Origin of the sequence: Polynucleobacter hallstattensis (genome assembly GCF_018881835.1) — a bacterium.
In the GTDB taxonomy this organism is placed as follows: domain Bacteria; phylum Pseudomonadota; class Gammaproteobacteria; order Burkholderiales; family Burkholderiaceae; genus Polynucleobacter; species Polynucleobacter hallstattensis.
This window is the reverse complement of sequence record NZ_JACVPO010000001.1, coordinates 914,786-940,051: the sequence shown is the minus strand read 5'-3', so window position 1 is coordinate 940,051 and position 25,266 is coordinate 914,786. Positions and strand designations below refer to the sequence as shown.

General features: G+C 46.1%; 24 protein-coding genes. 7 read left to right on the top strand and 17 right to left on the bottom strand.

The genetic code is table 11. From position 1 onward, the window contains the following. Nucleotides 1-36 precede the first annotated feature (36 nt). The gene (locus ICN26_RS04985) at nt 37-486 is read left to right on the top strand and encodes a PhaM family polyhydroxyalkanoate granule multifunctional regulatory protein (protein ID WP_216267331.1); all 450 of its coding nucleotides are present in this window, start codon (nt 37-39) and stop codon (nt 484-486) included. Here the strand turns inward: ICN26_RS04985 and ICN26_RS04980 are convergent. Continuing rightward, on the bottom strand, nt 398-1,483 hold the full coding sequence (locus ICN26_RS04980) for an MBL fold metallo-hydrolase (RefSeq protein ID WP_216267329.1): 1,086 nt from the start codon (nt 1,481-1,483) through the stop codon (nt 398-400). The genes ICN26_RS04985 and ICN26_RS04980 overlap by 89 nt on opposite strands. A gap of 22 nt (nt 1,484-1,505) precedes the next feature. On the opposite strand from ICN26_RS04980, the gene ICN26_RS04975 reads away from it, so the two are divergent. After that, nucleotides 1,506-1,682 carry a DUF1289 domain-containing protein gene (locus tag ICN26_RS04975; protein ID WP_216267327.1) on the top strand — a complete coding sequence of 59 codons (177 nt, stop codon included), beginning with the start codon at nt 1,506-1,508 and terminating at the stop codon, nt 1,680-1,682. A gap of 21 nt (nt 1,683-1,703) precedes the next feature. On the opposite strand, the gene acuI is transcribed toward ICN26_RS04975, so the two are convergent. Continuing rightward, nucleotides 1,704-2,687 carry an acrylyl-CoA reductase (NADPH) gene (acuI, locus tag ICN26_RS04970; RefSeq protein WP_215355134.1) on the bottom strand — a complete coding sequence of 328 codons (984 nt, stop codon included), beginning with the start codon at nt 2,685-2,687 and terminating at the stop codon, nt 1,704-1,706. 87 nt (nt 2,688-2,774) lie between these two features. Here acuI and ICN26_RS04965 point away from each other — a divergent pair, with 87 nt between their 5' ends. Genes ICN26_RS04965 through ICN26_RS04955 form a run of 3 tightly spaced genes read left to right on the top strand, consistent with a single transcriptional unit; the run spans nt 2,775 to nt 4,254 of the window. Next, on the top strand, nt 2,775-3,059 hold the full coding sequence (locus ICN26_RS04965; RefSeq protein WP_216267325.1) for a hypothetical protein: 285 nt from the start codon (nt 2,775-2,777) through the stop codon (nt 3,057-3,059). 21 nt (nt 3,060-3,080) lie between these two features. Continuing rightward, nucleotides 3,081-3,569 (top strand): flavin reductase family protein, encoded by a 489-nt coding sequence (locus tag ICN26_RS04960; RefSeq protein WP_216267324.1) that lies wholly within the window; start codon nt 3,081-3,083, stop codon nt 3,567-3,569. 22 nt (nt 3,570-3,591) lie between these two features. After that, nucleotides 3,592-4,254 carry a glutathione S-transferase family protein gene (locus ICN26_RS04955; protein ID WP_216267322.1) on the top strand — a complete coding sequence of 221 codons (663 nt, stop codon included), beginning with the start codon at nt 3,592-3,594 and terminating at the stop codon, nt 4,252-4,254. Nucleotides 4,255-4,346: 92 nt separating this feature from the next. On the opposite strand, the gene ICN26_RS04950 is transcribed toward ICN26_RS04955, so the two are convergent. The 11 genes from ICN26_RS04950 to ICN26_RS04900 form a co-directional block, all read right to left on the bottom strand. Beyond that, nucleotides 4,347-7,382 (bottom strand): efflux RND transporter permease subunit, encoded by a 3,036-nt coding sequence (locus ICN26_RS04950; protein ID WP_216267319.1) that lies wholly within the window; start codon nt 7,380-7,382, stop codon nt 4,347-4,349. A gap of 7 nt (nt 7,383-7,389) precedes the next feature. After that, complete coding sequence (locus ICN26_RS04945) at nt 7,390-8,529, bottom strand: efflux RND transporter periplasmic adaptor subunit (protein ID WP_439650722.1); 1,140 nt, start codon at nt 8,527-8,529, stop codon at nt 7,390-7,392. A 169-nt stretch (nt 8,530-8,698) separates the two neighbouring features. After that, on the bottom strand, nt 8,699-10,234 hold the full coding sequence (locus ICN26_RS04940; protein WP_216267317.1) for an efflux transporter outer membrane subunit: 1,536 nt from the start codon (nt 10,232-10,234) through the stop codon (nt 8,699-8,701). Between the two features lie 146 nt (nt 10,235-10,380). After that, nucleotides 10,381-11,244, bottom strand: coding sequence for a pirin family protein (locus tag ICN26_RS04935; protein ID WP_216267316.1), 864 nt, complete (start codon nt 11,242-11,244; stop codon nt 10,381-10,383). 153 nt (nt 11,245-11,397) lie between these two features. After that, nucleotides 11,398-11,748, bottom strand: coding sequence for a DUF3147 family protein (locus ICN26_RS04930; protein ID WP_216267313.1), 351 nt, complete (start codon nt 11,746-11,748; stop codon nt 11,398-11,400). A 91-nt stretch (nt 11,749-11,839) separates the two neighbouring features. Then, nucleotides 11,840-12,631: an energy transducer TonB family protein gene (locus tag ICN26_RS04925; protein WP_216267311.1), complete on the bottom strand. Its 792-nt coding sequence runs from the start codon at nt 12,629-12,631 to the stop codon at nt 11,840-11,842. Nucleotides 12,632-12,986: 355 nt separating this feature from the next. Then, nucleotides 12,987-14,819 carry a glutamine--fructose-6-phosphate transaminase (isomerizing) gene (glmS, locus tag ICN26_RS04920; RefSeq protein WP_216267309.1) on the bottom strand — a complete coding sequence of 611 codons (1,833 nt, stop codon included), beginning with the start codon at nt 14,817-14,819 and terminating at the stop codon, nt 12,987-12,989. After that, nucleotides 14,819-16,279 carry a bifunctional UDP-N-acetylglucosamine diphosphorylase/glucosamine-1-phosphate N-acetyltransferase GlmU gene (glmU, locus tag ICN26_RS04915; protein WP_216267308.1) on the bottom strand — a complete coding sequence of 487 codons (1,461 nt, stop codon included), beginning with the start codon at nt 16,277-16,279 and terminating at the stop codon, nt 14,819-14,821. Before glmU ends, glmS begins: the two co-directional genes overlap by 1 nt. Next, a complete protein-coding gene (gene ttcA, locus ICN26_RS04910; RefSeq protein WP_216267306.1) occupies nt 16,276-17,184 on the bottom strand; it encodes a tRNA 2-thiocytidine(32) synthetase TtcA in 909 nt (302 codons plus the stop codon). Before ttcA ends, glmU begins: the two co-directional genes overlap by 4 nt. A gap of 28 nt (nt 17,185-17,212) precedes the next feature. Continuing rightward, complete coding sequence (locus ICN26_RS04905; RefSeq protein WP_216267304.1) at nt 17,213-17,608, bottom strand: dihydroneopterin aldolase; 396 nt, start codon at nt 17,606-17,608, stop codon at nt 17,213-17,215. Between the two features lie 55 nt (nt 17,609-17,663). Next, nucleotides 17,664-18,479, bottom strand: coding sequence for an SDR family oxidoreductase (locus ICN26_RS04900; protein WP_216267302.1), 816 nt, complete (start codon nt 18,477-18,479; stop codon nt 17,664-17,666). Nucleotides 18,480-18,569: 90 nt separating this feature from the next. Between ICN26_RS04900 and ICN26_RS04895 the strand changes: the two genes are divergently transcribed. Beyond that, the gene (locus ICN26_RS04895) at nt 18,570-19,697 is read left to right on the top strand and encodes a class I SAM-dependent methyltransferase (protein ID WP_255534382.1); all 1,128 of its coding nucleotides are present in this window, start codon (nt 18,570-18,572) and stop codon (nt 19,695-19,697) included. 5 nt (nt 19,698-19,702) lie between these two features. Here ICN26_RS04895 and ICN26_RS04890 read toward each other — a convergent pair whose 3' ends face one another. The 3 genes from ICN26_RS04890 to ICN26_RS11085 are packed head-to-tail and all read right to left on the bottom strand — an operon-like array spanning nt 19,703 to nt 23,737. Continuing rightward, on the bottom strand, nt 19,703-20,842 hold the full coding sequence (locus ICN26_RS04890; protein WP_216267298.1) for a tRNA nucleotidyltransferase/poly(A) polymerase-related protein: 1,140 nt from the start codon (nt 20,840-20,842) through the stop codon (nt 19,703-19,705). A 4-nt stretch (nt 20,843-20,846) separates the two neighbouring features. Beyond that, nucleotides 20,847-21,755 carry a complex I NDUFA9 subunit family protein gene (locus ICN26_RS04885; protein ID WP_216267296.1) on the bottom strand — a complete coding sequence of 303 codons (909 nt, stop codon included), beginning with the start codon at nt 21,753-21,755 and terminating at the stop codon, nt 20,847-20,849. Between the two features lie 23 nt (nt 21,756-21,778). After that, nucleotides 21,779-23,737 (bottom strand): lytic transglycosylase domain-containing protein, encoded by a 1,959-nt coding sequence (locus tag ICN26_RS11085; protein WP_369411787.1) that lies wholly within the window; start codon nt 23,735-23,737, stop codon nt 21,779-21,781. 55 nt (nt 23,738-23,792) lie between these two features. On the opposite strand from ICN26_RS11085, the gene ICN26_RS04875 reads away from it, so the two are divergent. Further along, the gene (locus ICN26_RS04875) at nt 23,793-24,416 is read left to right on the top strand and encodes a 5-formyltetrahydrofolate cyclo-ligase (RefSeq protein ID WP_255534381.1); all 624 of its coding nucleotides are present in this window, start codon (nt 23,793-23,795) and stop codon (nt 24,414-24,416) included. Here the strand turns inward: ICN26_RS04875 and metF are convergent. After that, on the bottom strand, nt 24,406-25,236 hold the full coding sequence (gene metF / locus ICN26_RS04870; RefSeq protein WP_216267293.1) for a methylenetetrahydrofolate reductase [NAD(P)H]: 831 nt from the start codon (nt 25,234-25,236) through the stop codon (nt 24,406-24,408). The genes ICN26_RS04875 and metF overlap by 11 nt on opposite strands. Between the last annotated feature and the right edge of the window lie 30 nt (nt 25,237-25,266).

Sequence of the window (25,266 nt, the reverse complement as noted above, 5' to 3'; positions counted from 1 at the left end):
CAATAAGCCACTTTTATCTGACCCGGAGCCACCCCTATGTTTGGAACTATCCCAGAATTCAATCAAAGCCTTGAAATGATGAAAACCATGTGGGGTCAAGGAGCAGGCGGGCAAACGCCAGGTCAATTTCCCTTCACCACCGATGCCTCCAAGGCTGCCGGGGGCTTTGGCTCAGCATTTCCAGGACTCGATACCGACGAACTTGAAAAGCGCATCAAAGATTTGAAAAGCGTTGAAAACTGGCTTAACCTCAACCTCAATATTTTAAAGTCCACCATTCAGGGGCTAGAAGTGCAGCATGCCACCATGATGGCACTCAAATCCTTTGGGGACGCAGTTTCAGCAAGCGCAACCGCTGCCACTAGCGAAACTCCCAAGGACACCGGAACAAAAGCCTCTAAACCACGCAAAACCGCAACACGCCGTCGTCGCAAAGCTGGCGACGCAACTTTCCTCGACGAAGTAGGTAATTCAGATGGGCAATAGCCTCGCCCATAGCAAATGTCATTTGGTGAATATCTAGTTCACGTCTAAACAAAACCGGCACTATCTCACGAGCAGTTGCTGGTTTTTCACATGCTCCCAGTGTTTCTGCCAAGCGCTCATCGTGATGCGCTTTAAGCTGGCCAACCCGGGGCTTCATTCCTGTAAAGGGCTTGCCATGAGATGGCAGTACTAGAGTGTGATCGGGTAAGGGCAGATATCGATCCAAAGAACTCAAATACAGGCCCAAGGGATCTGCATCCGGATCTGCATCGTAAACACTAACATTAGTAGAAATGCGTGGCAACAGCATGTCTCCAGAAATCAACACTTCCAAATCTTTGCAAAATAATGAAGCATGTTCAGGCGCATGACCAAACCCCATAATCACTTGCCACTCATGTCCACCAATCAAAATCATTTCACCATCAATGATGCGACGATATTGTCGTGGCACACCCGGAACCATATTGCTGTAGTAATTCGAGCGAGCACGAATTTTTTCTAAATCTTCTGGTGCATTGAGTCCATGTTTTTGAAAGTGGTCTGCAGAGCCCCCGCCACCAGCGCGTGCACCAACTGCAGCCCCGCCCTCTTTATGACTAAGCCATTGCGCAGTTAAATAATCTGTCATGGAGATCCAGAGTGGTGCTTGCCACTTCTCACAGAGCCACTGAGAGAGTCCCACATGATCTGGATGCATATGGGTCACTATTACCCTCAACACTGGCAATCCCTCTAGCTGCGAAGCAAAGATCTGATCCCAGGCCGCTCTTGTCTCATCATTAGCAATGCCACAATCTACAATGGTCCAGCCTTGAAGGCCCTCGAACTCATCCCGTATTAGCCATAGATTGATGTGATCCAAAGCAAACGGTAAGCGCATCCGTAGCCAGCGTACACCTGGTGCGACCTCTATTGAACTGCCCGCTTCCGGTAAAGCATCCGCTAGGGGATAATGAATGGCACTCAGATCGCTAGATTGGTTTTTAGTATTCATCTATTTCTATTTTAAGTTTGCTTTGACAACAGTTCCATCACCTTGCATCAACTGGTGTGACATCAACCCCGACAATGGTTTTTGCCGTGGCTGCTATCGCACGCTCACTGAGATTGCAGACTGGTCTGAACTTTCTAACTCAGACAAGCTGGAGGTTTTAGAAAAACTAAAAGCACGAAAACCTCAAGCTTCGCAGTAAGCACTATCCATTAACCAATACTTATTTGTTTACATCCACAATTAAACGACCGCGTACATTGCCAGCCATCAGCTCTGCGGCATACTTTATAGAATCTTCTAAATTAATTTCGTGAGAGATCTCTTCTAAAGTTTTAAGATCTACCAGCTTACTTAACTGCTCGTAAGCGGCAATACGTTTTGCTTTTGCTACTGTCACACTATTAATGCCATACAAAGTTACGCCACGCAAAATGAATGGCGCAACAGTCGATGGAAAATCCATTCCTTGAGCTAATCCGCAAGCAGCGACTGCACCATCACTTTTGGTTTGCGCGCAAGCGTTAGCCAAAGTATGACTACCAACACTATCGACTACCGCCGCCCAACGCTCTTTTGCCAAAGGCTTACCAGGGGCTGACAGTACCGCACGATCAATCACCTCACTAGCACCCAATTTCTTTAAATAATCAGCTTCGGACATCCTTCCCGTGCTGGCGACAACTGTGAACCCTAGTTTGCTCAAAAGCGTAATCGCAAAGCTACCAACTCCACCTGCGGCGCCAGTCACCAGTACTTCGCCATCACTGGGCTTCAAGCCATGCTTTTGTAAAGCCATCACGCACAGCATTGCTGTGTAGCCAGCAGTACCAATAGCTAAAGCTTGCTTAGCAGTAAAACCCTTTGGCAAAGGAATGAGCCATTCTGACTTCACACGTGCTTGCTGCGCTAAACCACCCCAATGACCCTCGCCAACGCCCCAGCCATTGAGCAGCACCATGTCGCCAACTTTAAATTCTGGACTAGCGCTCTCTAAGACCTCTCCCGCAAAATCAATCCCGGGTACCATCGGAAAGCTACGCACCACCGGACCTTTGCCAGTAATGGCTAAGCCATCTTTGTAGTTGAGCGTGGAGTAGAGCACCTTCACTCTGACATCACCCTCAGGCAAGCTAGCCTCATCGACTTGAGCAAGCTCAGCCCGATAACCTTGATCGTCTTTATTTACTAAAATAGCCTTAAACATGCCTCTTCCTTTTAAAAGTGCTGCATTCTCCACAGCAAATACGTAATGGGTTTATCCTAACGAGCATTGCTGATTATGGAGGTTTCCATGAAAAAAATTCTACTATTAACTACAACTTGTGGTCTAGCACTGATTGGCTGCTCATCGAGCCAAATTAATATGTCTATGGGCAATATGCGTCTAATCACTTCTAGTGCAACGCCACAAGATGTGATGGATTTTGCCAGCACAACTTGTAAGAATGACTTTTACCAAGGTGCAAGCTTCCTTTCTAAGGCCGGCAAGGAATACCGCTTTAAATGCGTCAAAGCTGAAGAGAACGAAATTCTGACCCCCATCCCAGGCACCACCATTCCAACTACAACGAAGTAAGCCACCAAACAAATAGGCAAGATGACCCCATTTAACTCCCAAGAGCTCCGCAAGGGTTTCGCTTCCTTTGCAACCGGGGTCACAGTAATTACTTGCCTAGATGCCGACCAGCATGCTCATGGCATCACTATCAGCTCTTTCAATACGGTTTCCTTGGAGCCACCACTGATTTTGTGGAGCCTTAAGAAGCATTCGAACTTGATGCCCAACTTTGAAGTGGGTCACAAACAGTTAATTCATGTACTAGAACGCTCGCAAGAAGCCATGGCGATGCACTTTGCTACCGTGAAAGAAAATCAATTCACTAGCATCCCCCATAAAATTGCTGCGAGTGGGCTTACGCAAATTGAAGGGTGCTGCGCTTACTTTGAATGTGAGACAGTAGCAGTCCATACCGGTGGTGATCACAACATCATCGTTGCTACAGTTCTCAATCTAAAGCACGCTCCAGAAAGTCATCCACTCATATTTGCACATAGCAAATTTATGGGTTTAGATTCATCACTTTAAAAATACTCGAATAGGAATTGAAATGATGCGCTTATGGGGAAGAAAAAGTTCCATCAATGTACAAAAAGTATTGTGGTGCCTTGCAGAGTTAGGATTAGAGGAAGGCAAGGATTTTGAACGCATTGATGCCGGCCTTCATTTTGGGAAAAATCGTACGCCTGAATTTCTCGCGCTCAATCCTAATGGCTTAGTACCAACCTTAGAAGACGGTGATCTTGTACTTTGGGAATCTAATACGATCTTGCGATACTTGCTTCGTCAGCACGATCAATCGAAGCGCTTTACACAGGATGTTGCCTCTCAATATCAGTCTGAGAAGTGGATGGACTGGCAACTCGGAACTATGTGGCCCGTTTTACGCACCGCCTTTTTAGGTCTAACTCGTACGCCTGAAAACGAGCGAAACCACGAAGCAATTCGCAAGGCTTATCAAGATAGCAATGCACTATTTACCTTGCTGGATCAGCAGCTGGCAAGCCAGCACTATTGCTCTGGAAACGAATTCAGTATTGGGGATATTCCGCTAGCACTTTGCGTAAGTCGTTGGATTCTATTAAATCAAACCTTCCCAGACCAAACTGGCTCGCGTCCTTCTTTACACAATATTGACGCATGGATGCAGCGCATAGAAGCGGAAACTAAATACAGTGTAGTTGCAGAAAAAGAACTTAATGTTGTGAAGTGAGGCAAAGTCCCTTAGACCATCAGCATTGGGGGTATTAACTAGAAAAGGGTGAACCAAGTTCACCCTTTTTGCCTTTTAACAATACCAATCAGCTACTGTTGCTTGAATTTTTTCTGATGGTGATCTGCACCAATAAATAAGTACATCGCCGGCACCACAAAGAGTGTAAATAGCGTTCCAATTGATAAGCCAGTAAAGATCACAATACCCATCGATTGGCGACCAGCAGCACCTGCACCAGAAGCAATCACCAGAGGTACTACGCCCAATACCATCGCGGCAGTTGTCATCAAGATTGGGCGCAAACGCACACTACTAGCTTCTACGATAGCGTCCAACTTACTGCGACCAGCCTCTTGTAGCTCATTGGCAAATTCCACAATCAAAATACCGTGCTTACTAATCAGCCCCATCAACGTAACTAGTCCAACTTGGGTATACACATTTAAGGTTGTGAATCCTAAATTAATAAAGATCAGCGCTCCGAACAAAGCAAGCGGTACTGAAACTAAAATCACGATTGGGTCACGGAAGCTTTCAAACTGGGCAGCCAAGACCAAGAACACAATTAAGATCGCAAAGAACATAGTCACCAAGAAACCGCCAGACTCTGCCATGAACTGACGAGACGGGCCGGCGTAATCCATGGTGTAACCGTTCGGCGCAACCTCTTTCAAAGTTTGACGCATAAATTCCAGTAAATCTGCTTGAGAAATAAATGGGGTACTCACACCAAATATCGTCGCCGAGTTGAGTTGCTGAAAGTGATTAATTGACTGCGGCACTACTCTTTGCTTAATTGTTGCGATGGTACGAGCCTGAATCATCTGTCCGCTCGGGGTACGTATGTAGTAGTCGAGGATTTGGTCTGGATTTAAACGGTCTACTTGCTTCACCTGCGGAATGACGCGATAAGAGCGTCCAGCAACAGAGAAGTAATTAACATAGCCGCCACCCAAAGCAGCAGATAGCGCACTACCCACTTGCTGCTGGGTCATGCCCAGTGCAGCCACTTTTTCCCGATCAATTTCCAAAACATCCTGTGGTTTATCAATCTTCAAATCAGAGTCTACGAAAAAGAAGTTGCCACTACGACGTGCCTTATCCAAAACTGCTTGGGATACCTCATTCAATAGTTCGTAAGACTCAGTAGTATTAATCACAACCTGAACAGGCAAGCCCTGTGCGCCAGGCAAGGCTGGGAACTGGAAGGCTGCTACGCGAGCACCAGCGATCGAGTTCCACTTACTCTGCATATCCTCTTGGAACTTAGTAGCATTGCGGCTGCGTTGATCCCAATCTTTAAGCAAGACACCGCCAAAGCTGCTCGTTGGACTGGTAATCTGAAACATCTGCTCATACTCAGGCTCCGCTGCAGATATTTGATAAATCTGATCAGCATAAGTCTGCATCTGGTTGACTGTGCCATTAGGCGGCCCCGAAGCCTGCATCAAAACAATACCCTGGTCTTCCGTTGGCGCTAATTCAGAACGTGCAGTGGAGTAAAGATAAGCCACCCCACCCAGTAAAATCACACCCATCACAATAATGACCTGCCAAGTGCTTAAAAGCTCACGTAAAGTAGTTTGATAACTGTGGTGAACTTTTTCAAAAATACGATCAATCTTTTGAACAAACGGTGAAGCCTCTTGTTCTTCAGTAAAGATACGTGAACACATCATCGGAGAAAGCGTCAAAGCTATCAATCCAGATACTGCTACTGCACTCGCTAAAGTAAAGGCAAACTCGGTAAAGAGCGCACCCGTCAACCCCCCCTGAAAGCCAATCGGGATATACACTGCGATCAACACAATGGTCATGGCCAAAATAGGGCCGCCCAACTCACGCGCAGCAATTAGAGAGGCTTCTAATGGAGACTTGCCTTCCTTCATGTGGCGGTCAACGTTCTCAACCACAATAATGGCATCGTCGACCACCAAACCAATTGCTAATACTAGAGCAAGCAGTGTCAGTAAATTGATGGAGTAACCCAAGACCTGCATTAAGAAGAATGTGCCAATCAAAGAGAGTGGCATCGCAATCACTGGCACCGCAACTGCGCGTGCGCTGCCCAAGAAAAGATAGATCACGACTGTCACAATCAACAGCGCCTCTAACAATGTGGCCACTACTTCATCAATCGAGGTAGTAATGAACTTAGTAGAGTCATACACCACCTTTCCAGACATACCGGTTGGCAACTGCTTCTGAATATCTGGCACTGCGGCACGAACCCGTTCGGCCACATCAAGCAGGTTCGCCTGTGGAGCCACTTTGATCGCGATAAATACCGACCTCTTGCCACTAAATGCGACGTTGGTGTTGTAATCCTCAGAACCCATAGTCACGCTGGCTACTTGATCCAAATACACAATATTGATGCCGTCTTTTTTGATAACTAACTTGCGGAACTCATCCAGCGTATGCAAATCAGTGCCTGCTACCAAGTCCACTGCAACCATGTCGCCTTTAGTACTACCAACTGCAGATAAGTAGTTGTTAGCTGCCATGGCGCTATAGACATCATCCGCACCCACACCAAGCCCAGCCATCTTCTCGCGATCGAGCCAGGCACGCAAAGCAAACTTTCTGCCCCCGGTAATTTCAGCGTTCTGGACACCGTCTATAGAATCTAGCTTTGGTTTCACTACCCGCAACAAGTAATCAGTAATCGCGTTGTTTGGAATATCGTCACTATAAAAACCCATGTACATGGCCGCAGTCGATTGACCAATTTGTACAGTCAATACAGGTTGCTGGGCTTGCGGTGGTAGTTGATTCTTAACAGAGCTAATTTGGGTCTGGATCTGCGTCAATGCCGCATTGGAATCGTAGTTCAGCTTGAGAGTAGCGGTAATGGTTGAGAGGCCACTCACACTCATCGAGGATAAATAGTCAATACCCTGAGACTGAGCAATCGCGGTCTCTAAGGGCTGCGTAATAAATCCTGCAATCGTCTCTGGATCAGCGCCATAGTAGGCCGTCGTAATCGTCACAATGGCATTTTGGGTTTGCGGGTATTGATTCACCGGCAAGGATCCCACCGCCTTCAGACCAAACACCAGGACGAGTGCACTCACTACTAGCGAGAGCACTGGCCTACGAATAAATATGTCAGTCCAATTCATCTAGGACTTATTCCTGTGGCTGTGGGTTTGGTGAATTGGATGGCAACACCTTGTTATTCACAATCAACGGTGTACCGTTTTTCAGCTTGAGCTGGCCACTGGTGACAACCGTAGCACCCTCATCAACCCCTTTGAGAATCGCCACCTGATCCCCACGAGTTGGCCCAGTAGTCACAAAAACTTGTTGGGCCTCAAGTGCTGGCTTGCCCTGTTTATCTTTTTTACCAGTTGGCTTGGCAATAAAAACTGTTGAGCCATAGGGGTTATAGGTCACAGCCGTTTGTGGCAAGGTCAGCATCTTGATCTGATCGCCTAACTTGATATTCACATTAGCAAACATACCCGGCAAGATCTTTTTATCTGGATTGGCTAACTGAGCCTCTATCTGAATATTGCGTGTACTCGTATCCACCTTCGGACTGATGGCAGTAATCTTGCCAGTAAAGCCTGCACCTTTGAATGCATCAGTTGTCACCACAATTTCTTGTCCAACCTGTATCTGTTCAGCGTTACTTTGCGGGAGATTGAAGTCCACAAAAATCGGGTCCAAGGTTTGAAGTGTCAGCAACTTATCACCTGGGTTCACAAACTGACCAGGGTTGATCATCACAATGCCAACACGTCCACTGAAAGGGGCCTTTAAATTTTTCTTAGCAACTAAAGCAGTTTGCTGTTCCACCTGAGCCTGCTTAGACTTTGCATCTGCTTTACTTGTATCGAATACGTTCTTACTAATCGCCTGAATCTCTAACTGCTGTCTATCGCGCTCATTAATCACTTGAGCCAAGTCCGCCAATGCCTTTAAAGAATTAAGTTGGGCTACATCGGATGCATCATTTAACTTAATCAGCAACTCACCCTCTTTAACATCCATGCCCGATCTAATCGAAACATTTTGCACAAGGCCGCCAATTTCAGTGCTGAGCTCTACACCCCGAAATGCACGCACATTACCAACACTAGATAACTTAGGTTGCCATGCTGAAGTTTCCACAAGCATCGTAGAAACCGTTGCTGGCGGTAAACCCATGCCAGCAATAAAGTACTTGATCATGAATATCTTGAGTTGGTTAAATCCAAAAATCAAACCTAACAACAAAAATACACCGCACAACATGATGGTCATACGTCGACCCAAAGGTGTCATAGATTGTAGTTTTGCATTAATCTTGCTGCGCATGAAGCGTTCGCGCAAACGTACCCAAAATCCTTTGATCTTTTCCCAAAGCGCAATGAGCTTCTCGCGAAGTTTCCACTCTACCGCCTTAGCTAGCATCCAAGTCCATAAGGCAACTGCAGTAGCAGTTACTTTAGTTTTAATTGTTTCCAGAAGTTTCATTTTGATCTTTGTTCGCTATGGCTTTTGGTTGAAAGGCTGGGCCGGTACGATTCCACCAACCGCCGCCCAATGCTGCAAATAATGCTGCTGTGTCAGAGAATCGGGTCGCTTGCGCAGAAACCGATTTGACTTTAGCAATTTGATATTGATTTTGGTAATAGAGGACAGCCAAGTAGCTGGCAGTGCCGAGCTTGTATTGCTGCTGCACCAAATCTAAAGTTTCATAAGCATAGCGTTCAGCGTCTGATGCAGACTTCAATGCTTGAGCACCAGTTTCTAAAGCACGTAAGGAGTCAGCCACTTCTTGAAAAGCCTTGAGCACGGTAGCTTGATATTGAAAAACTGCTTGTTCGTAATTAGCCATTGCACCACGTCGTTGCGCTAATAACTGTCCACCCTGAAAGAGTGGCTGAAAGATACCGCCAGCAATGGACCATAGAGTGGCATTCGGCCCAAATAAGGCTGAGCTTGTTAATGCAGCGGAGCCAATAGCACCAGTGATATTAAATTGTGGCAATAAATTGGCAGTAGCAACGCCTACTAAAGCATTGGTGGCCTTGAGTTGCGCTTCTGCTGCGCGCACGTCTGGTCGCTGACGCACCAAGCTCGATGGTATGGAGAGTGGCAGCTTCTCTGGCAAATGCAGAGATTTCAAGTCAAACTTGGTAATGTTGGCATTACTAGGTAACTCGCCCACCAATACTGCCAACTGATTGCGCGCAAACGAAAGATTGCGCTCATACGTAAATAAATCGACTTGTGAGTTAGACACCAAAGTTCTTTGTGAGGTCACATCCACTCGAGAGACTGTGCCAATTGCCAATTGCTTTTCTGTTACCTCAGCTAAATTGGTTTGCGCCTTCAAAATTTCTTCGGTAGCCTGCATCTGTGCACGCAAAGCAGCTTCTCGTACCGCACCGGTAACGATATTGGCCGTCAAAGAAAGATAGGCGCCTTCTAGCTGAAACTGTGCAATCTCTGCTTGCGCTCTCGCACCTTCAACTGCGCGGCGTGCACCACCAAAGACGTCTAGCTTATATGTAACATTTACAGAAGCGTTATAGAGGTTGTAGGTATCAGAGCCATAAGGCAGACCATAAATTGCAGAAGGCTGTAGCTGCCGAGCGACACCGCCATTTAAACCAATCGCCGGGAAATACTGTCCACCAATTTGTGCGCTCACGTTTTCTTGGCTCGCACGGAGCGCAGCATCAGCAACGCCTAAATTAGGGTTCTGCTGCAAAGCTTTTTTAATCAATACGTCCAACTCAGGTGACTTAAATAATTCCCACCACTGAGCCTCGATATCTGCACCCTCAATAAACTCTTGATTCGTTCCACCAGGCACCCCAGGTGCGATGGCTAATTTCTGAGAGATTGTAGTTTCGGTATATCTGGATGTATTAGGAGCATCTGGCTGCTTGAAGTCTGGTCCTACCGCACAGGCAGACAGAAGCCCCGCAGATAGTAGCGGGAGTAAACGCAAAGTATAAAAATCTTTTGAGTCAAACATGAAGTGGGACAAATATCCTTTTCTACAGGAGATATTTGAACACACTTTTCTAAACCAGTCTGTGTAACACCTTGATTTAAATAATAAATTTTGTTCACAGCTAAACATAGAAGTCAAACGGATTTTTTTACACTCAAAGCATCTTCTTAGTGGGCGATTCTTCCAAAACTCCCACGATTAAAATCCTGCATTGCTTGAGTAATCTCTTCTTTGGTATTCATGACAAATGGTCCGTAGCCAACGATAGGCTCGTCAATAGCTTCGCCACTCAGTAGGAGGGCAATAGAGTCTTCCAACACATTCACCTCAATATCTTGACCTTGCTGATCAAACATCAACATCTTGGCATCCTGAGCCACCATGCCCTCACCAGCCTCAATGGCACCCTTCAGTACGACTAGAGATGCATTCCAGCCTTCTGGCACAGAAATGCTGGTTGAGCCCTTCTTCAACTTTAGGTCAATCACATTCATAGGGGTGAAGGTATGAGCAGGGCCTTGATAGCCATCAAACTCTCCAGCGATGATGCGAGCTTGCCCTGCACCATTCATTAAATTAATCGCAGGAATCTGTTTATCCAGAATAGCTTGGTAGCTTGGCTTAGTCATTTTCAGTCTTGCCGGTAGATTTACCCACAACTGCACCATATTCAAAGTTCCGCCACTTTTGGCAAATCCTTCGGAATGAAACTCTTCATGCAAGATGCCTGAGCCGGCAGTCATCCACTGCACATCGCCAGGACCAATGATGCCGCCCTGACCTGTAGAATCCTTATGCGCTACTTCGCCCTCATATACGATCGTGACAGTTTCAAAACCACGATGAGGGTGTGAGCCTACGCCCTTACGTTCAGTTGTTGCGGGAAACTCCGCTGGACCCGCATAGTCCAGCATCAAGAATGGGCTCATCTGCTTTCCCAGCTCTTGATAGAAGAACAAAGTACGCACAGGAAAGCCATCGCCAACCCAGTGACCCTGATCATTACCTTGTATGCCAATGAGTTTTTTCATGAACTTCTTGTCTTTTTCAAAGCCGTACTGCCGATTTAATTACTCGACGGTAACGTCCGAGTTCTGAACGGGGGTCACTAGCAACCCCACTTTATTTTATCTTTTCATTTAGACAAAGCATCGAGGGGGACAACCTTACTCTACTTGACAAGATTAAAGAAGCTCAACTCCAAATCCCTTTATCGCTAGGGCAAATAATCCAAAACAAATTACTGATACCGCTACGCTTGCCCCCATAGTTAGCCAAAAGCCCAGCTTGGGAAGTAAATAGGGGAATAGCAGAAACATCGGCAATGTAGGGATCACGTACCAAAAGGTGTAATAAGCGTGATTGGCTATTTTCTCTTCTGGCTGGTTTTCAAAATAAAGCCACACTAGGGTTAAAAGTGTCATCAGTGGCAATGCCGCAATAAATCCACCCAGTCGATCACTTCTTTTGGCAACCTCAGAAATGAATACAACTATTCCTGCGGTCAATAAGTATTTGGTAATGATCCAAGCCATAGAAGCCTTTAGTGTTGTGGGTTATCCGATCATAGGAATCTCGCTTAAACCGACATTACGCATATATACGCATACACGTATGTATAGAAACCTACTTTCTTTGATTAAGTTTGCCCGAGCTCCATATGTCTAGTTGCCGTTGAGCTTCAGCAGTAATGCCATCAATAGAATCTTGAGGTAACTGCTTTAGGCATTCAGCCAACGCTTCGGGGCTGAGCTTTTCAGCAGGCTTGTTCTTCTTGATTTCTTGGGATGATTTGCCATCCCAGGCAAATGGATTGCTAAACGCTGGTGTATCGGGCAGACAGTCGTCTCTATAGACTGGCGCATCATCTGTAGCAAATGGCGTAAATGAAATCGTTCTTTCAAAGATGAGTGATTTGCCTGTTGGCGTGGGTGGCAAAGCAGGCATAGACTTCATTGCCCTTCTAGCCAATTGCTCCGCTTTATCAGAAGTTTTCCAAAGCGTTTCAACTTTGACAAGAGTTCCATTTGGAGCAATTTCTATTCTAAATCTGACTTGCCCTTGGTCCGGACCCTCTACAGCTGCGCCCATCATACTTCGTACTTGCTGACCGAAAGAGTGGCGATATCCTTTGCTATTTTTTAATGTGTATTTGGATGCGAATGCCCACTCTTCCGAAGTTGGGGCTGATGGTGCCGCTAATGATGCCGGTTGTTTATCGCTTCCTAGAATAGGATTTAGATCATTACTATTTTTAGCAATAGGATCTTCTAGTCGAACCTCAATAATGTTGAGATTTACATCTTTGGGTTTAGCAAAGATAAAGCCCTCATAGGTAGCCCACCACAGAATTAGCCCAAGATGAACGGCAATTGATAGCCAGAGCGCAAAAAGGAGTCTGGGGGGCTTTTTTTTCATCAACTTAGGAGCTTATCCGATATAAGTTCCAATTGGAACTATCCAATTACTCTTAACCCAGTAACAAACTGTTTTGGCTGAGCACCTAATCTAGCGTCTCTAATTTTGCGTTTTTTATAGACTGAGAACACGCTTTCAGCACTCAAATCGAATCCTCTAGGCGAGCGATAGCCTTTTTGGGTAAGAGTCTCTGAGATCCTTTTAAAGGTCATCTTTTCCTGATCTCTCATTTGAATAATGCTGTCTGAGAGCTCCTTTTGATAATCGGAGTAAGCCCCAATCATTAGCGATTGAGTTTTGATGACTACTTCGAATTTGACAGCAAAACCTTGAAGCTCTACTACCCCCGTTGGGATCACTCCACGGTAACACTCTTTGCCAGATTGCGTGGCTTATCGACATCAGTGCCTAGAGCACAAGCAGTGTGATACGCCAAGAGCTGCAATGGAACTACATGCAGTATTGGCGAAAGATTGCCGTAGTGTTCAGGCAAACGAATCACATTGATACCTTCGCTACTAGTGATCTCGGTATCTTGGTCAGCAAAGACATACAGGTTTCCACCACGGGCTTTAACCTCTTGCATATTGGATTTGAGCTTTTCCAATAGGTCATCCTTAGGTGCTACGGTGACCACCGGCATCTTGTCAGTAACCAGCGCTAAGGGTCCGTGCTTTAACTCACCTGCTGGATAGGCTTCGGCATGAATATATGAAATCTCTTTTAGCTTAAGAGCGCCTTCAAGAGCAATCGGATAGTGCATGCCGCGCCCTAGGAATAAAGCGTTTTCGCACTTAGCAAATGCTGTACTCCAAGCAATGATCTGAGGCTCAAGAGCTAACACCGCATGCAAAGCTTTTGGTAAATGGCGCAAGTCACGCAAGAGCTCTTTCTCTCTTTCGGGGCTTACTTTTCCTGCGCGCTTAGCTAATGAAACGGTCAATAGATAAAGGGCGACTAACTGAGTTGTAAATGCTTTAGTAGAAGCCACGCCAATCTCAATTCCGGCCTTGGTTAAGAAATTCCAATTGGTTTCGCGAACCATGGCACTACTCGCTACATTACAGATCGCCAGAGTATATTGATGCCCCAAAGACTGTGCGTGGCGCAATGCTGCCAAAGTATCGGCAGTCTCACCAGACTGGGAAACCACCACAATTAACGTATTGGGATTCGGTACGGTGGTGCGGTAGCGATATTCACTAGCAATCTCAACCTGAGTCGGAATGCCCGCCAAATCCTCCAGCCAATATTTAGCAACACAAGCAGAGTAGTAACTAGTACCACAGGCTAAGATCAAAATTTGATCAAACTTTTTCCACTGCTCGGGGTCAGCGTTAAAGAGTTCCGGACCAAAGCTAGCAATATTGGCAAGCGTGTCACCAATTGCTCTGGGCTGCTCAAAAATCTCTTTTTGCATGTAATGCTGGTAAGGGCCCAAGTCCACGGAGTCAGCTTGAGCTGGCATAGGCTTTTGCTCACGCTGTGCTGTCTTACCCGCTTGATCAATGATCTCAACCCTCTCTGCCTTCAGAATGGCAACATCGCCTTCCTCCAAATACATCATGGAGTGCGCACGACCAGCAAGTGCTAAAGCATCGGAAGCAAGGAAGTTTTCATTTTCACCAAGAGCGACAACCAATGGAGAGCCAACACGCGCGCCCACCAAAATATTTGGTCGATCTTGTGCAATCACGCCAATCGCATAAGCGCCATGAAGTCGCGGCAATACAGAACGGACTGAAGCAACTAAATCTACCTGCTTACTGGATACATAGGCTTGATGAATTAGATGCGCAATGACTTCAGTATCAGTTTCTGAAGTAAATACATAACCTGCTGATTTCAACTCAGTGCGTAGTGATTCGTAGTTTTCAATAATGCCGTTATGAACCACGGCAATCAATCCACTAGAAATATGGGGATGGGCATTTTGTGTATCCGGCTTACCGTGCGTTGCCCAGCGGGTATGCGCAATCCCTAAGGTGCCATGAAAATCCTTACCCTGCTCTGCCAACTCCGAGACACGAGCTGTAGTACGTGCACGCTCGATCGGATGCTTGGCATCATCACCATTAATTACGGCAAAGCCACAAGAATCATAGCCGCGGTACTCAAGACGACGTAAGCCTTCAATTAAAACCTCAACAATGTTCTTACGCGATGCTGCGCCAACAATTCCGCACATTATTTTTTAGCCTTCACGGATTTTTTGGTGGCTACCTTCTTGGCAACTACTTTCTTTTCTTTCTTTACTGGGCGCTGCCACTGTAAAGAGATTTGCTTAGCTCGTGATACGGTCAACTGATTGGGAGGTGCATCTTTAGTGAGGGTTGTTCCCGCACCCAAAGTGGCGCCACGACCAACACGCACTGGGGCAACTAGCTGGGTATCTGAGCCAATGAAAACATCGTCCTCAATAATGGTTTGGTGTTTATTCACGCCATCGTAGTTGCAAGTAATCGTACCTGCGCCGATATTGACTCTAGAGCCCACGATGGAGTCACCCACATAAGCCAAGTGATTCGCTTTACTGTTTGCAGCGATCTTACTGTTCTTGACTTCGACAAAGTTGCCAATATGTACATCGTGAGATAAATCTGCGCCAGGACGCAAACGCGCATAAGGTCCGATTAGTGAATTTGCCCCAACCTGTGCACCATCAATATGGCTATAGGGATGGATCGTGACGTTCTTTCCAATCACGCTATTGCGAATAATGCAGTACGGACCCACTGTTGTACCCGCAGCCAAAGTGACGCAACCCTCGAATACACAACCGACATCAATAAAGACATCCGTGCCGCACTCTAGAGTTCCACGAATATCAATCCGCGCCGGATCAGCTAAAGAAACACCAGCATCCATTAATACATGTGCTTGATTGAGTTGATGCACTCGCTCTAATGCAGCCAACTGATCGCGACTATTCACACCAACAGTCTCATATTCGGCATCAGCTTGCGTAGTGCGAATAGGTACGCCATCGTTGACAGCCATTGCAATCACATCAGTTAAATAGTATTCGCCCTGGGCATTGCTTGCGCGTAAAGACTTTAACCATTTCTTGAGTGAGTTAGTTGGCAGCACCATGATGCCGGTATTGATTTCTGTAATACGCTTTTGCTCAGGCGATGCATCTTTTTCTTCAACAATCTCTTTTATTGACCCATCAATGTCGCGCACGATGCGACCATAACCTGTTGGATTGTTGAGGTTTTGAGTTAGAAGTGCTAATGCAGAATCTTGACCATGGACACCATCAGCCAATTTGACTAATTTAGAGAGCGTCTTCTTGCTTAATAGGGGGACATCGCCATACAGAACTAAAGTAGGCTCATTCACATCTAGTTTAGGCAAGGCTTGCAATAAAGCGTGACCCGTTCCTTTTTGCTCAGCCTGCAATACAGTAGTTACTTTGCCATAGCGAGAATCTTGCTCACTCGTGATCTGAAGAAATTCTTTAACATCTGCAGCGCCATACCCAACAACAACAATGGGGCCAGTTTTAGCGCTTTTACCTTGTAGGTCTAAAGCCGTATTCAAAACATGTTGGAGAAGGGGTTTCCCAGCCAAGGTTTGAAGAACCTTGGGTAAGGCGGACTTCATCCGCTTTCCCTGCCCAGCAGCCAAAATAACGATGTTCATAGAGAGAGATTATAAGACCCCTGAATAAGCGTTCCACAGGCTATTTCATCGATTTCTGTCTCATCAATTGCCTTATCGCCAGCGGATCTTGCGGCAATACCCGATAGTTCTGTAGAAATCTCCAGATTCTTAAAATCAAAGGCCTCACCATCCATTAAATGGGATGGCACGATGTGGTGCATCGCGCGAAAGAGATTCTCGACACGTCCAGGATGTTTTTTCTCCCAATCGCGCAACATCTCTTTCATGGCGCCACGCTGCAAATTGGGCTGACTACCACACAGATTACACGGAATAATCGGGAAGTTCATATCTACCGCATAACGCTCAAGTAGCTTTTCAGGAACGTAAGCTAGAGGGCGAATGACAATGTGCTTACCATCATCAGATCGCAACTTCGGTGGCATGCCTTTAAGCTTGCCAGCAAAGAACATATTGAGCATTAATGTCTCCAAGATGTCATCACGATGGTGGCCCAAGGCAATCTTAGTAGCTCCTAACTCATCTGCTACACGATACAAAATGCCACGACGTAATCGAGAGCAAAGCCCACAAGTAGTTTTTCCTTCTGGAATTACACGCTTGACGATGCTATAGGTATCTTGATTTTCAATGTGATACTCGACACCTAAAACTTTTAAATAGTTCGGCAAAATCTCCGCCGGAAATCCTGGTTGCTTTTGATCTAAGTTGACAGCAACAATTTCAAAATGAATTGGGGCACGCTCGCGCAATTTCAATAGAATATCGAGCATGGCATAACTATCTTTTCCGCCCGATAAACACACCATCACTTTATCGCCATCTTCGATCATGCCAAAGTCACCAATCGCTTGCCCAACTAAACGGCATAGCTTTTTCTCAAGCTTGTTTTCTTCTAAGACGACTTTACGGATATCACTCATAGCTACTAAATTCTTTTCTGGAGTTTCTTTAAGCCTGCTTTAGCCGAAACACCTCAACACCAACGGAGTGGCAATCAGGATAGACATCGGGCTTAGCTGTACTGACGCGAGCAGCAATGACCTTGGGGTGCAATAGCATTGCAGTCACAATATCATCACAAAACGTTTCCTGTAAATGGATATGGCCCTGGGAGGAGCGTGCCTTAATGGTCTCACGCATGAAATCGTAATCCACCACCTCTTCCAATAAGTCTTTAGTGGGGCTATTCATGCCAAGCGGAATGTATAAATCGACATTCAAAATAACGCGCTGTTCAGCCTTTTTCTCAAAATCATGAACACCAATATTGATATAGATTTCATAGTCGCGCAAAAATAAGCGGCGACAATCAGCAAGTGCTGGGTTAGAAAGAATGGTGTTCATAAATTGTGTATTAACTCTTTCTTTATTAACTATTTTTTTATTCTGTATTAAATTCTTAATGTGTTTTAAACATCACATCGCGTGATGATGGTAAGAGATGTTGTCCGCCGTCCACATATAAGGTTGTGCCCGTGATCGCATTCGAGCCAGCTAAAAATACGGCTGCTTTTGCAATATCACTGGGTGTTGATGACTTTCCTAGTGGCGTCATCTGATGTGCTTTAGTAAAACCAGCTTCGGTTTGATCGCCTGAGGTCAGCGTAATACCGGGGGCCAAACCAATTACTCGTAAGTGCGGAGCAAAATCTACCGCCAAGACCTCAACCGAAGTGAGGAGTGCAGCCTTCGATAATGTGTAAGACAAATAATCTGGATTGAGATTAATTAATTTTTGATCAAGTAGCTGGATCACCGAAGGGATTGATAAATCACCCTCGCTTACTTTCTTTGACTGGCTCTTTTGATATTCAAACATGAATTGAGATAACAAGATGGGCGCAGCTAAATTGACCTGCATATGTTCTTGTAAAGTCTTGCTACTGAGCGGAAAATCCGAATTAGCACGATCGTACTCAAAGATGGAAGCGCTATTAACTAGACATTGCAAGTTACTGAAATCAGCAAGTACCCTCGTAAATAGGAAATGGATTTCCGCCTCATTGGCAAGATCAGCCTTAAATGCTACGACCTTACGCCCTAACTTTTGGATTTCAGTAACGGTAGCTTGAGCCTCGGATTCCGACCGGCCATAGTGAACCGCCACATCCCAGCCTTGACGAGCAAACTCTAAGGCAATTTCTCGACCAAGGCGCTTAGCAGCGCCGGTCACTAAAACCGCTTTATTTTCTTGGGGTTGTGGGTTTGAACTCAAGTTACCTAAATTCTCTTAGACTAGCGAGCTATGGATATTACCTTGACCAGCCTTGAAACGGCTCATACCGAACTTCTTAGACAAAGAATAATGGCAGAAATCGCCTCAAACGGCGGCTGGATACCCTTTTCAAGATATATGGAAATGGCTCTCTATGAGCCAGGAATGGGTTATTACAGTGCTGGAGCCCATAAATTAGGTGCTGGCGGCGATTTCACAACCGCACCCGAGCTTTCCCCCTTATTTGGCGCTGCCATTTTGGAGACCCTTCTGCCTATTCTGAAGGGTCTTCAGACTCAAGGACTCCCCACCCAGATTCTGGAGTTTGGTGCCGGTACCGGCAAGTTAGCCCAATCTATTCTTAGCCGACTGCACGAGCTTGATTTCACCTTGGATCACTACGACATCATCGAGATCTCTCCAGACCTTTCTCAAAGGCAAGAGGAGCGACTTCAACATCTCTCTAAGGAACTCAATTTACCCACTCAATGCCGATGGCTCAGCTCCTTGCCCAGCAACTTCAAAGGCATTATTTTGGCCAACGAAGTCATTGATGCCATTCCTTGTGATGCCATCATTTTTCAAAATGGCTTCTGGTATTGGCAAGGCGTTTGCCTTGTTGATGACAAACTTACTTGGTCAATAGGAGGGCCCGTTGAACAAGCCCTACTTCCAGAGGTATTAATAAATGGAAGTTTTTCTGAAGGCTATGTCACAGAGCTACATGCACCAGCAAATGCTTGGATGCGCCAAGTAGCTAATCATCTCGATACTGGCCTCTTCCTCACATTTGATTACGGGTTTCCAGAGCGTGAGTACTATCACGCACAGCGCCTAGAAGGCACACTCATGGCACACCATCGCCATCATGCGATCCAAGATCCGTTTTATTTTCCAGGACTATGTGATGTGACTACCCACGTGGAGTGGTCACAAATTGCGCGTAGTGCGCTAGAGGAAGAAGTTGATGATGTCTATCTCAGCAATCAAGCAAGTTACTTACTTGATGCGGGTATTGGCGATATCGCATTAGAGATTGGCGACCCTAGCAATCCAGAAACTTTTTTACCCATTTCAAACTCTCTGCAAAAACTGTTGTCTGAGGCGGAGATGGGTGAGCTCTTTAAGGTCTTCGCATTCTCAAAGAAACTATCTGACATATTGCCAGACCATGCATTAGAAGACTTACCTGGACTTCGAGGCAGAAACCGACTTTAAGTTGATCAGATAGTGAATGCTGCAGTAATGGCCGAAAGTCTGGCGGCATCGACTGCACTGCGAATACTTTCACCATTGGATCGCTCTTCTGCAGGAATACCTTCAATAATTTCAGCCGTGTTGAGTACTTGAGTGTTTTGCATTGCCAAAATTAAAGTGTCGGCATTCAAGCCGATGCATTTAGCTAAATCCAGTAAAACCTGACCACGATCAGGCTTACGCCAAACATCTGCACGATTAAACCAAGCCAGTAGATCAGCAGGCTGAACTTCACCATTTTTAGCGATTGCACCATTCTCAATTAAGGCATTGAGCTCACTAAATATTTCACTGAAGTCACGCACCTCATTTGGCATTTTGACGCACGCTGCCCATGACCGAATTTCACTAGCAGACAAATTCATGAGAGTGATAGCGCAGCGATCTTCAAGGCGGTTATCTGCTACATGTAAATGTGCAATGAGCTGATCGCGAAATTCTTCTTGGGCTAAATTAGTTGCCAGCTTGGAAGGCAGCAGCACTTTAGCTGCGCCTGCATCTAGCAAGACTTGGAACATTCGCATTGGCTTACTAGCAGCAAAGCCTCTAGCTAACTCCTGCCAAATTCTTTCGGCTGAGAGTGCTGACAATTCATTGGATCGAACAATAGCCTGCAAAGCATCCATGGTTTCTGGCGCGATCGTGAATTCCGGGAAGCGAGCTGCAAAACGCGCGATACGCAATAGTCGCAAGGGATCCTCTGCAAACGCATCAGAAACATGGCGGAAAATTTTTGATGCCAAATCGTTCTGGCCGTTGTAGGGGTCCAGAATAGGTCCCACCCATTTGCCATCAACCCCTACCTCTTGGGCCATTGCATTAATCGTCAGATCGCGACGCTCTAAGTCTTGCTCTAGTGTGACGGTCGGGTCGGCATAAAACAGAAAGCCTTTGTAACCCTTACCCGTCTTACGCTCCGTACGAGCCAAGGCATATTCAGCTTGAGTCTGTGGATGCAGAAAGACGGGGAATTCTTTACCCACTGGACGATAGCCCTGAGCAATCATCTCTTCTACACTAGAACCGACCACCACGTAATCAATGTCGTGCACCGGCAAACCCATGAGGGTATCCCGAATAGCGCCACCGACTGCATAGATCTTCATCGACTTATTTCATGCCTTCTAGTGTGCGACGACTGATACCAAATACTTTACTCAGGGCATCCACACCATTCAGTGGCAGGATATTGGGTACCTGCATTGAGGCAATATTGTCGCGCGACATTAACGTTGGGACAGGTAGGAACTCAAAAGCCAAAGCCTGGAGGTAACCAACAAAATCGGGCACGGGAATGATCGCGCATTTTGTATCGACTTTGCGCGCCGCAAATTCCACAATCTCTTTCATGGTGTAGACCGTAGGCCCCACTAAATCATAAGACTGATGAATCGTCGGTGGCATTTTTAAAGACCTTGTAAATGCAGTAGCCACATCATCCACGCTCACTGGCTGAAACTGCGCTTCTGAGTTTGCCAAAGGCATCACTGGAAATAATTTCGTTAACTTGGCAAACAAGTTAATAAATTGATCGTGTGCACCAAAAATGACTGAAGGTCTAAAAATAGTCCAGTCGAGATTGCTAGCCTTTACTGCAGCCTCTCCGTCGCCCTTACTACGCTGATACATTGATGGGCCATGAGAATCCGCGCCCAATGCACTCATGTGCAGGTAGCGCTTGAGGCCATGTAACTGCATGGCGGTCATAATATTTTTAGGGAGCTCCACATGAGCTGCTTCAAATACTTTTCCGTAAGGCTGAGCGGGCTTGTCATGCAGAACGCCAACCAAATTAATTACTGCACCACCAGGTTTAATGCGTGAGCAAAGCTCTTGCAAAGAATCAAACTCATGCACATCAGCATCTTCTAAATGTATCTTTGGCAACATGCGCAATTCACGTGCGGATGCTAAGTGCCTAGTGGGCAGCAAAACGGAATAGCCCTCTGCCTGTAATTGGGCAGACAAGACTCTGCCTACAAAACCGTTACCGCCAATTAGCAGAATGTCATATTTCATAAAAATCCCATTTCGTTAAATTACTAGGGCAGCTCAGAGGCGTTTGCCGCCTTAGGAGTGATCACCCCTAAACGCTGCTTTAAAGATTGTGTCTGTCCATACATTACCGATGAATAGTACGTGGCGTTCGCTAAAACATTTTTTACGTAAGTGCGTGTCTCATTGAACGGGATGGTTTCTGCAAAAATTGCACCCTCTGTTGGGCTAGTGAGCTTTTCCCGCCAAGTTTTAGAGCGCGATGGGCCAGCGTTATAAGCTGCAGATGCTAGCACCCAAGAGCCATCTAGATCTACTAAGACCATATTCAAGTAGTTACTACCTAAGGTGAGGTTGGTATTGGTATCGGTGAGCTTGTCATTGGTATAAGAGGTCATACCAATCTTCTTGGCTACATACTTTGCTGTGTTTGGCATCACTTGCATCAACCCTGAAGCACCTACCGAAGAGGAGGCATTCATGATGAAACGTGACTCTTGACGAATCAATCCATAAGTCCAAGCCAGGTTCAAGTCAATTTGCTTTGCAATTGGCGATAGCTCATCACGATAGGGTGTTGGGTAGCGCAAACTGAAATCATGCTCTTGCTTTGTGCGGTCTGCAGTATTGACAACGCGGTCATATAGACTGATACGCTTGGCATACTCAGCAGATGCCAACAGTTGCTTATCGGTCATATTGCGCAACTCCCAGTTCCACTCACGATTACCTTCAAATCGTAAATTCATGGCATAGAAACGCTCGCCCCTGATAAAGCCTTTGCGCTGAGACATCGCTTCGATTTCTGCATCACCAACCTTAGTGCGCGCAGGCACATGATTTGATTTACCAAGATCCTCTCGCGCAAGCTGTCCATAAAAATTGTATTGATCAGCTACGAGCTCAAGACTCTCGCGTGCCTTTTCATTTTGTCCATCCACCTTCAACGCACGTGCATACCAATAGGTCCAGGCGGGATCCTTACTACGTACAGCAGGATTCATACCTTCAATCGCATTTTTTACCAGAGTCCAATCCTTGGCTCGCAAGCCAGCGCGCACCTTCCACTCTTGACCTTCAGTAGAGAGTAGTTCATTAAAACCTAGCTCTTGCTGAAAACGATAGGCATCATCTGCATTGGGGTCTAATTTCTTTGCGAGAAACTGACCAATGACACCCCAAGCTACAGCCTGATTCTCCTTGCTATAGCGTGATGCATTTTGTGAAAAATCTTTAAATGCTTTTGCAGGGTCGGCTTTAGCAGCTTTCACAATCTCGGCAATAGGATCTTCACCGCCTAAGCGACGTGACATTGTGTCAAAACCCATCTCACTGGCAGCGCGACCAATCGCTTTTGCTTCGCTCGGCGTCATACCTCCGGCACCAGCCAAGGCAGGTACCAATTCTTGGCAAGCCTGACCAAAATAACGTGGATCCAATAATATTGCGCGTGCATCAATCGCTAATTTGCTTGGGTTCTCACCTTGGGCCAATTTCGACTGTAGTGAATAGCATTTCACCTGCGTATCATCATCCAAAGCAAACTTGGGGTATTCGACTTCAAAGCGCGACCAATCTTTACGCTTACCTAAAACGAGTAACCAATCATTACGCATCCGATCGGCTAGAGCCGTACCTTGATATTGATTTAGAAAAGCCATCACCTGAGAGTCAGCATTGCTATCGGCGCGCGCAACACCAGCACTATCAAATAGCTGAGGCTTAATGCGAAAATAAGCCACGTAGTCGTCATAGGGGTAATTGGGGAGACTGGCAGCCAATGTTTGCGAACGGGCTACATCATTTCTTTTGGCAGCTTCGCGCAGCTCAATAAACGTGCGATCACCTTCAGTGATCTCAAAGGCTGCAATCCTACTTTCTTTAGCGGGAATAGTTTTCTTGGCTTTTTCCGCAAAAATGCTCGGCGCAGAAACAGCTAGGGCTAGAAATAGAATCCTGCCCACGATTTTTTGCCAGCCACCAGAAAGATCAAACCTCTTTTTCACCGTCTTACCTTATCGATTTACTATATCTCTTAATTTTCGCCTGATAATGGTCTATATGCACGGCAATTCTCCAAAATCACTACGGCAGGACTTGCTAGCCCAAAGAAAAGAGTTTGCGGGCAGCGCAAGCTATGCCAAAACACAAGAGGCTATTGTGGCCAGCCTTACCCAATTACTAGCCAAGTATGATGCCCAGATTCAATCCATTGCCTTGTATTGCCCCATACAAGATGAGCTTGACCTTAGACCCGCTCTATTGACTTGGGCTGACAGCAAGGCAAGTAAAGTGCTAGCACTCCCATTTGCGCGCCCCGATAAACATTTGGATTTCTATGTCTGGGAAGAGGGTGACCTACTCATTCCAAGTCGCCACGGCGTACCAGAGCCAGACCCCAATAACCCCCGCAGACCTCAAATTACTCCAGACTGTATTTTGATTCCCTGTGTTGGTTGGTCACAATCTAGGGTAGGCGATCAAACCCATTATTGGCGACTAGGTTATGGGGGCGGCTACTTTGATCGCACTTTAGCGCAATTGCGTAAAGCCAAACCTAAGCTACTGTGTATAGGAATTGGCTTTGATTGGCAAAAGTTAGATGATGCGCAGTGGCAAGCTCAAGCACATGATGAGCCTTTAGACGCCATGCTGACTGAGTCAGGCTTAGTAATTACTTGTTAAGACTTAAATTATCTGCAATGGCTAAAACGGCGTCAGCCTGATTTAATGAATAGAAATGCAATCCAGGTGCACCTGCTACTAAAAGCTGGTCGCAAAGATCGGTAACTACCTCTTCACCAAACGCACGAATCGAGGCAGTGTCATCGCCATAGGACTGAAGACGCAAACGAATCCAACGCGGTATTTCTGCACCACAGGCATCAGAAAAACGTAGCAACTGAGTGCTATTGGTGATCGGCATGATTCCAGCAATCACTGGCTGAGTAACACCCAATTCATATGCCTCATCTACAAAGCGAAAATAGGCATCGCTGTTATAGAAATATTGTGTGACTGCAGAGTTTGCTCCAGCCTTCATTTTCTGCACAAAGAAATCGACATCAGTTGCTGGTGACTTGGCCTGAGGATGGCATTCCGGATATGCAGCTACATCAATGTGAAACCAGTCGCCAGTTTCGGTACGAATAAATTCAACCAATTCATTCGCGTGATGAAACTCACCATACTGACCCATGCCAGATGGTAAGTCGCCACGTAAAGCTACGATACGCTTGATACCTAATGCTTGGTATTGCTTCAACATCTCGCGCACGCTCTCGCGTGAACTACCAACACAAGATAAGTGAGGAGCAACTGCTGCACCCGCAGCGTGAATATCGCTCACTACTTTTAATGTGCCAGATTGAGTAGAGCCACCAGCGCCAAAGGTCACAGAATAAAAAGCGGGCTTGAGCATTTCACTAAAACGCTCGCGCACGAGATACAACTTATTCTCACCTTCAGGTGTTTTTGGGGGGAAGAATTCAACGCTTAATTCCATGATCTTGGGCCTGTATCTCTATTTCTCTAT

Bases quoted from the DNA above. Each gene is read 5' to 3' on its own strand.
- ICN26_RS04945 (WP_439650722.1), bottom strand. From the start codon at position 8,529: ATGACACCTTTGGGTCGACGTATGACCATCATGTTGTGCGGTGTATTT.
- ICN26_RS04985 (WP_216267331.1), top strand. From the start codon at position 37: ATGTTTGGAACTATCCCAGAATTCAATCAAAGCCTTGAAATGATGAAA.
- ICN26_RS04950 (WP_216267319.1), bottom strand. From the start codon at position 7,382: ATGAATTGGACTGACATATTTATTCGTAGGCCAGTGCTCTCGCTAGTA.
- glmS (WP_216267309.1), bottom strand. From the start codon at position 14,819: ATGTGCGGAATTGTTGGCGCAGCATCGCGTAAGAACATTGTTGAGGTT.
- ICN26_RS04965 (WP_216267325.1), top strand. From the start codon at position 2,775: ATGAAAAAAATTCTACTATTAACTACAACTTGTGGTCTAGCACTGATT.
- ICN26_RS04940 (WP_216267317.1), bottom strand. From the start codon at position 10,234: ATGTTTGACTCAAAAGATTTTTATACTTTGCGTTTACTCCCGCTACTA.
- glmU (WP_216267308.1), bottom strand. From the start codon at position 16,279: ATGAACATCGTTATTTTGGCTGCTGGGCAGGGAAAGCGGATGAAGTCC.
- ICN26_RS04890 (WP_216267298.1), bottom strand. From the start codon at position 20,842: ATGAAGATCTATGCAGTCGGTGGCGCTATTCGGGATACCCTCATGGGT.
- ICN26_RS04955 (WP_216267322.1), top strand. From the start codon at position 3,592: ATGATGCGCTTATGGGGAAGAAAAAGTTCCATCAATGTACAAAAAGTA.
- ICN26_RS04935 (WP_216267316.1), bottom strand. From the start codon at position 11,244: ATGAAAAAACTCATTGGCATACAAGGTAATGATCAGGGTCACTGGGTT.
- ICN26_RS04930 (WP_216267313.1), bottom strand. From the start codon at position 11,748: ATGGCTTGGATCATTACCAAATACTTATTGACCGCAGGAATAGTTGTA.
- ICN26_RS04925 (WP_216267311.1), bottom strand. From the start codon at position 12,631: ATGAAAAAAAAGCCCCCCAGACTCCTTTTTGCGCTCTGGCTATCAATT.
- ICN26_RS04875 (WP_255534381.1), top strand. From the start codon at position 23,793: ATGCACGGCAATTCTCCAAAATCACTACGGCAGGACTTGCTAGCCCAA.
- metF (WP_216267293.1), bottom strand. From the start codon at position 25,236: ATGGAATTAAGCGTTGAATTCTTCCCCCCAAAAACACCTGAAGGTGAG.
- acuI (WP_215355134.1), bottom strand. From the start codon at position 2,687: ATGTTTAAGGCTATTTTAGTAAATAAAGACGATCAAGGTTATCGGGCT.
- ttcA (WP_216267306.1), bottom strand. From the start codon at position 17,184: ATGAGTGATATCCGTAAAGTCGTCTTAGAAGAAAACAAGCTTGAGAAA.
- ICN26_RS04980 (WP_216267329.1), bottom strand. From the start codon at position 1,483: ATGAATACTAAAAACCAATCTAGCGATCTGAGTGCCATTCATTATCCC.
- ICN26_RS04885 (WP_216267296.1), bottom strand. From the start codon at position 21,755: ATGAAATATGACATTCTGCTAATTGGCGGTAACGGTTTTGTAGGCAGA.
- ICN26_RS04895 (WP_255534382.1), top strand. From the start codon at position 18,570: ATGGCAGAAATCGCCTCAAACGGCGGCTGGATACCCTTTTCAAGATAT.
- ICN26_RS04960 (WP_216267324.1), top strand. From the start codon at position 3,081: ATGACCCCATTTAACTCCCAAGAGCTCCGCAAGGGTTTCGCTTCCTTT.
- ICN26_RS04905 (WP_216267304.1), bottom strand. From the start codon at position 17,608: ATGAACACCATTCTTTCTAACCCAGCACTTGCTGATTGTCGCCGCTTA.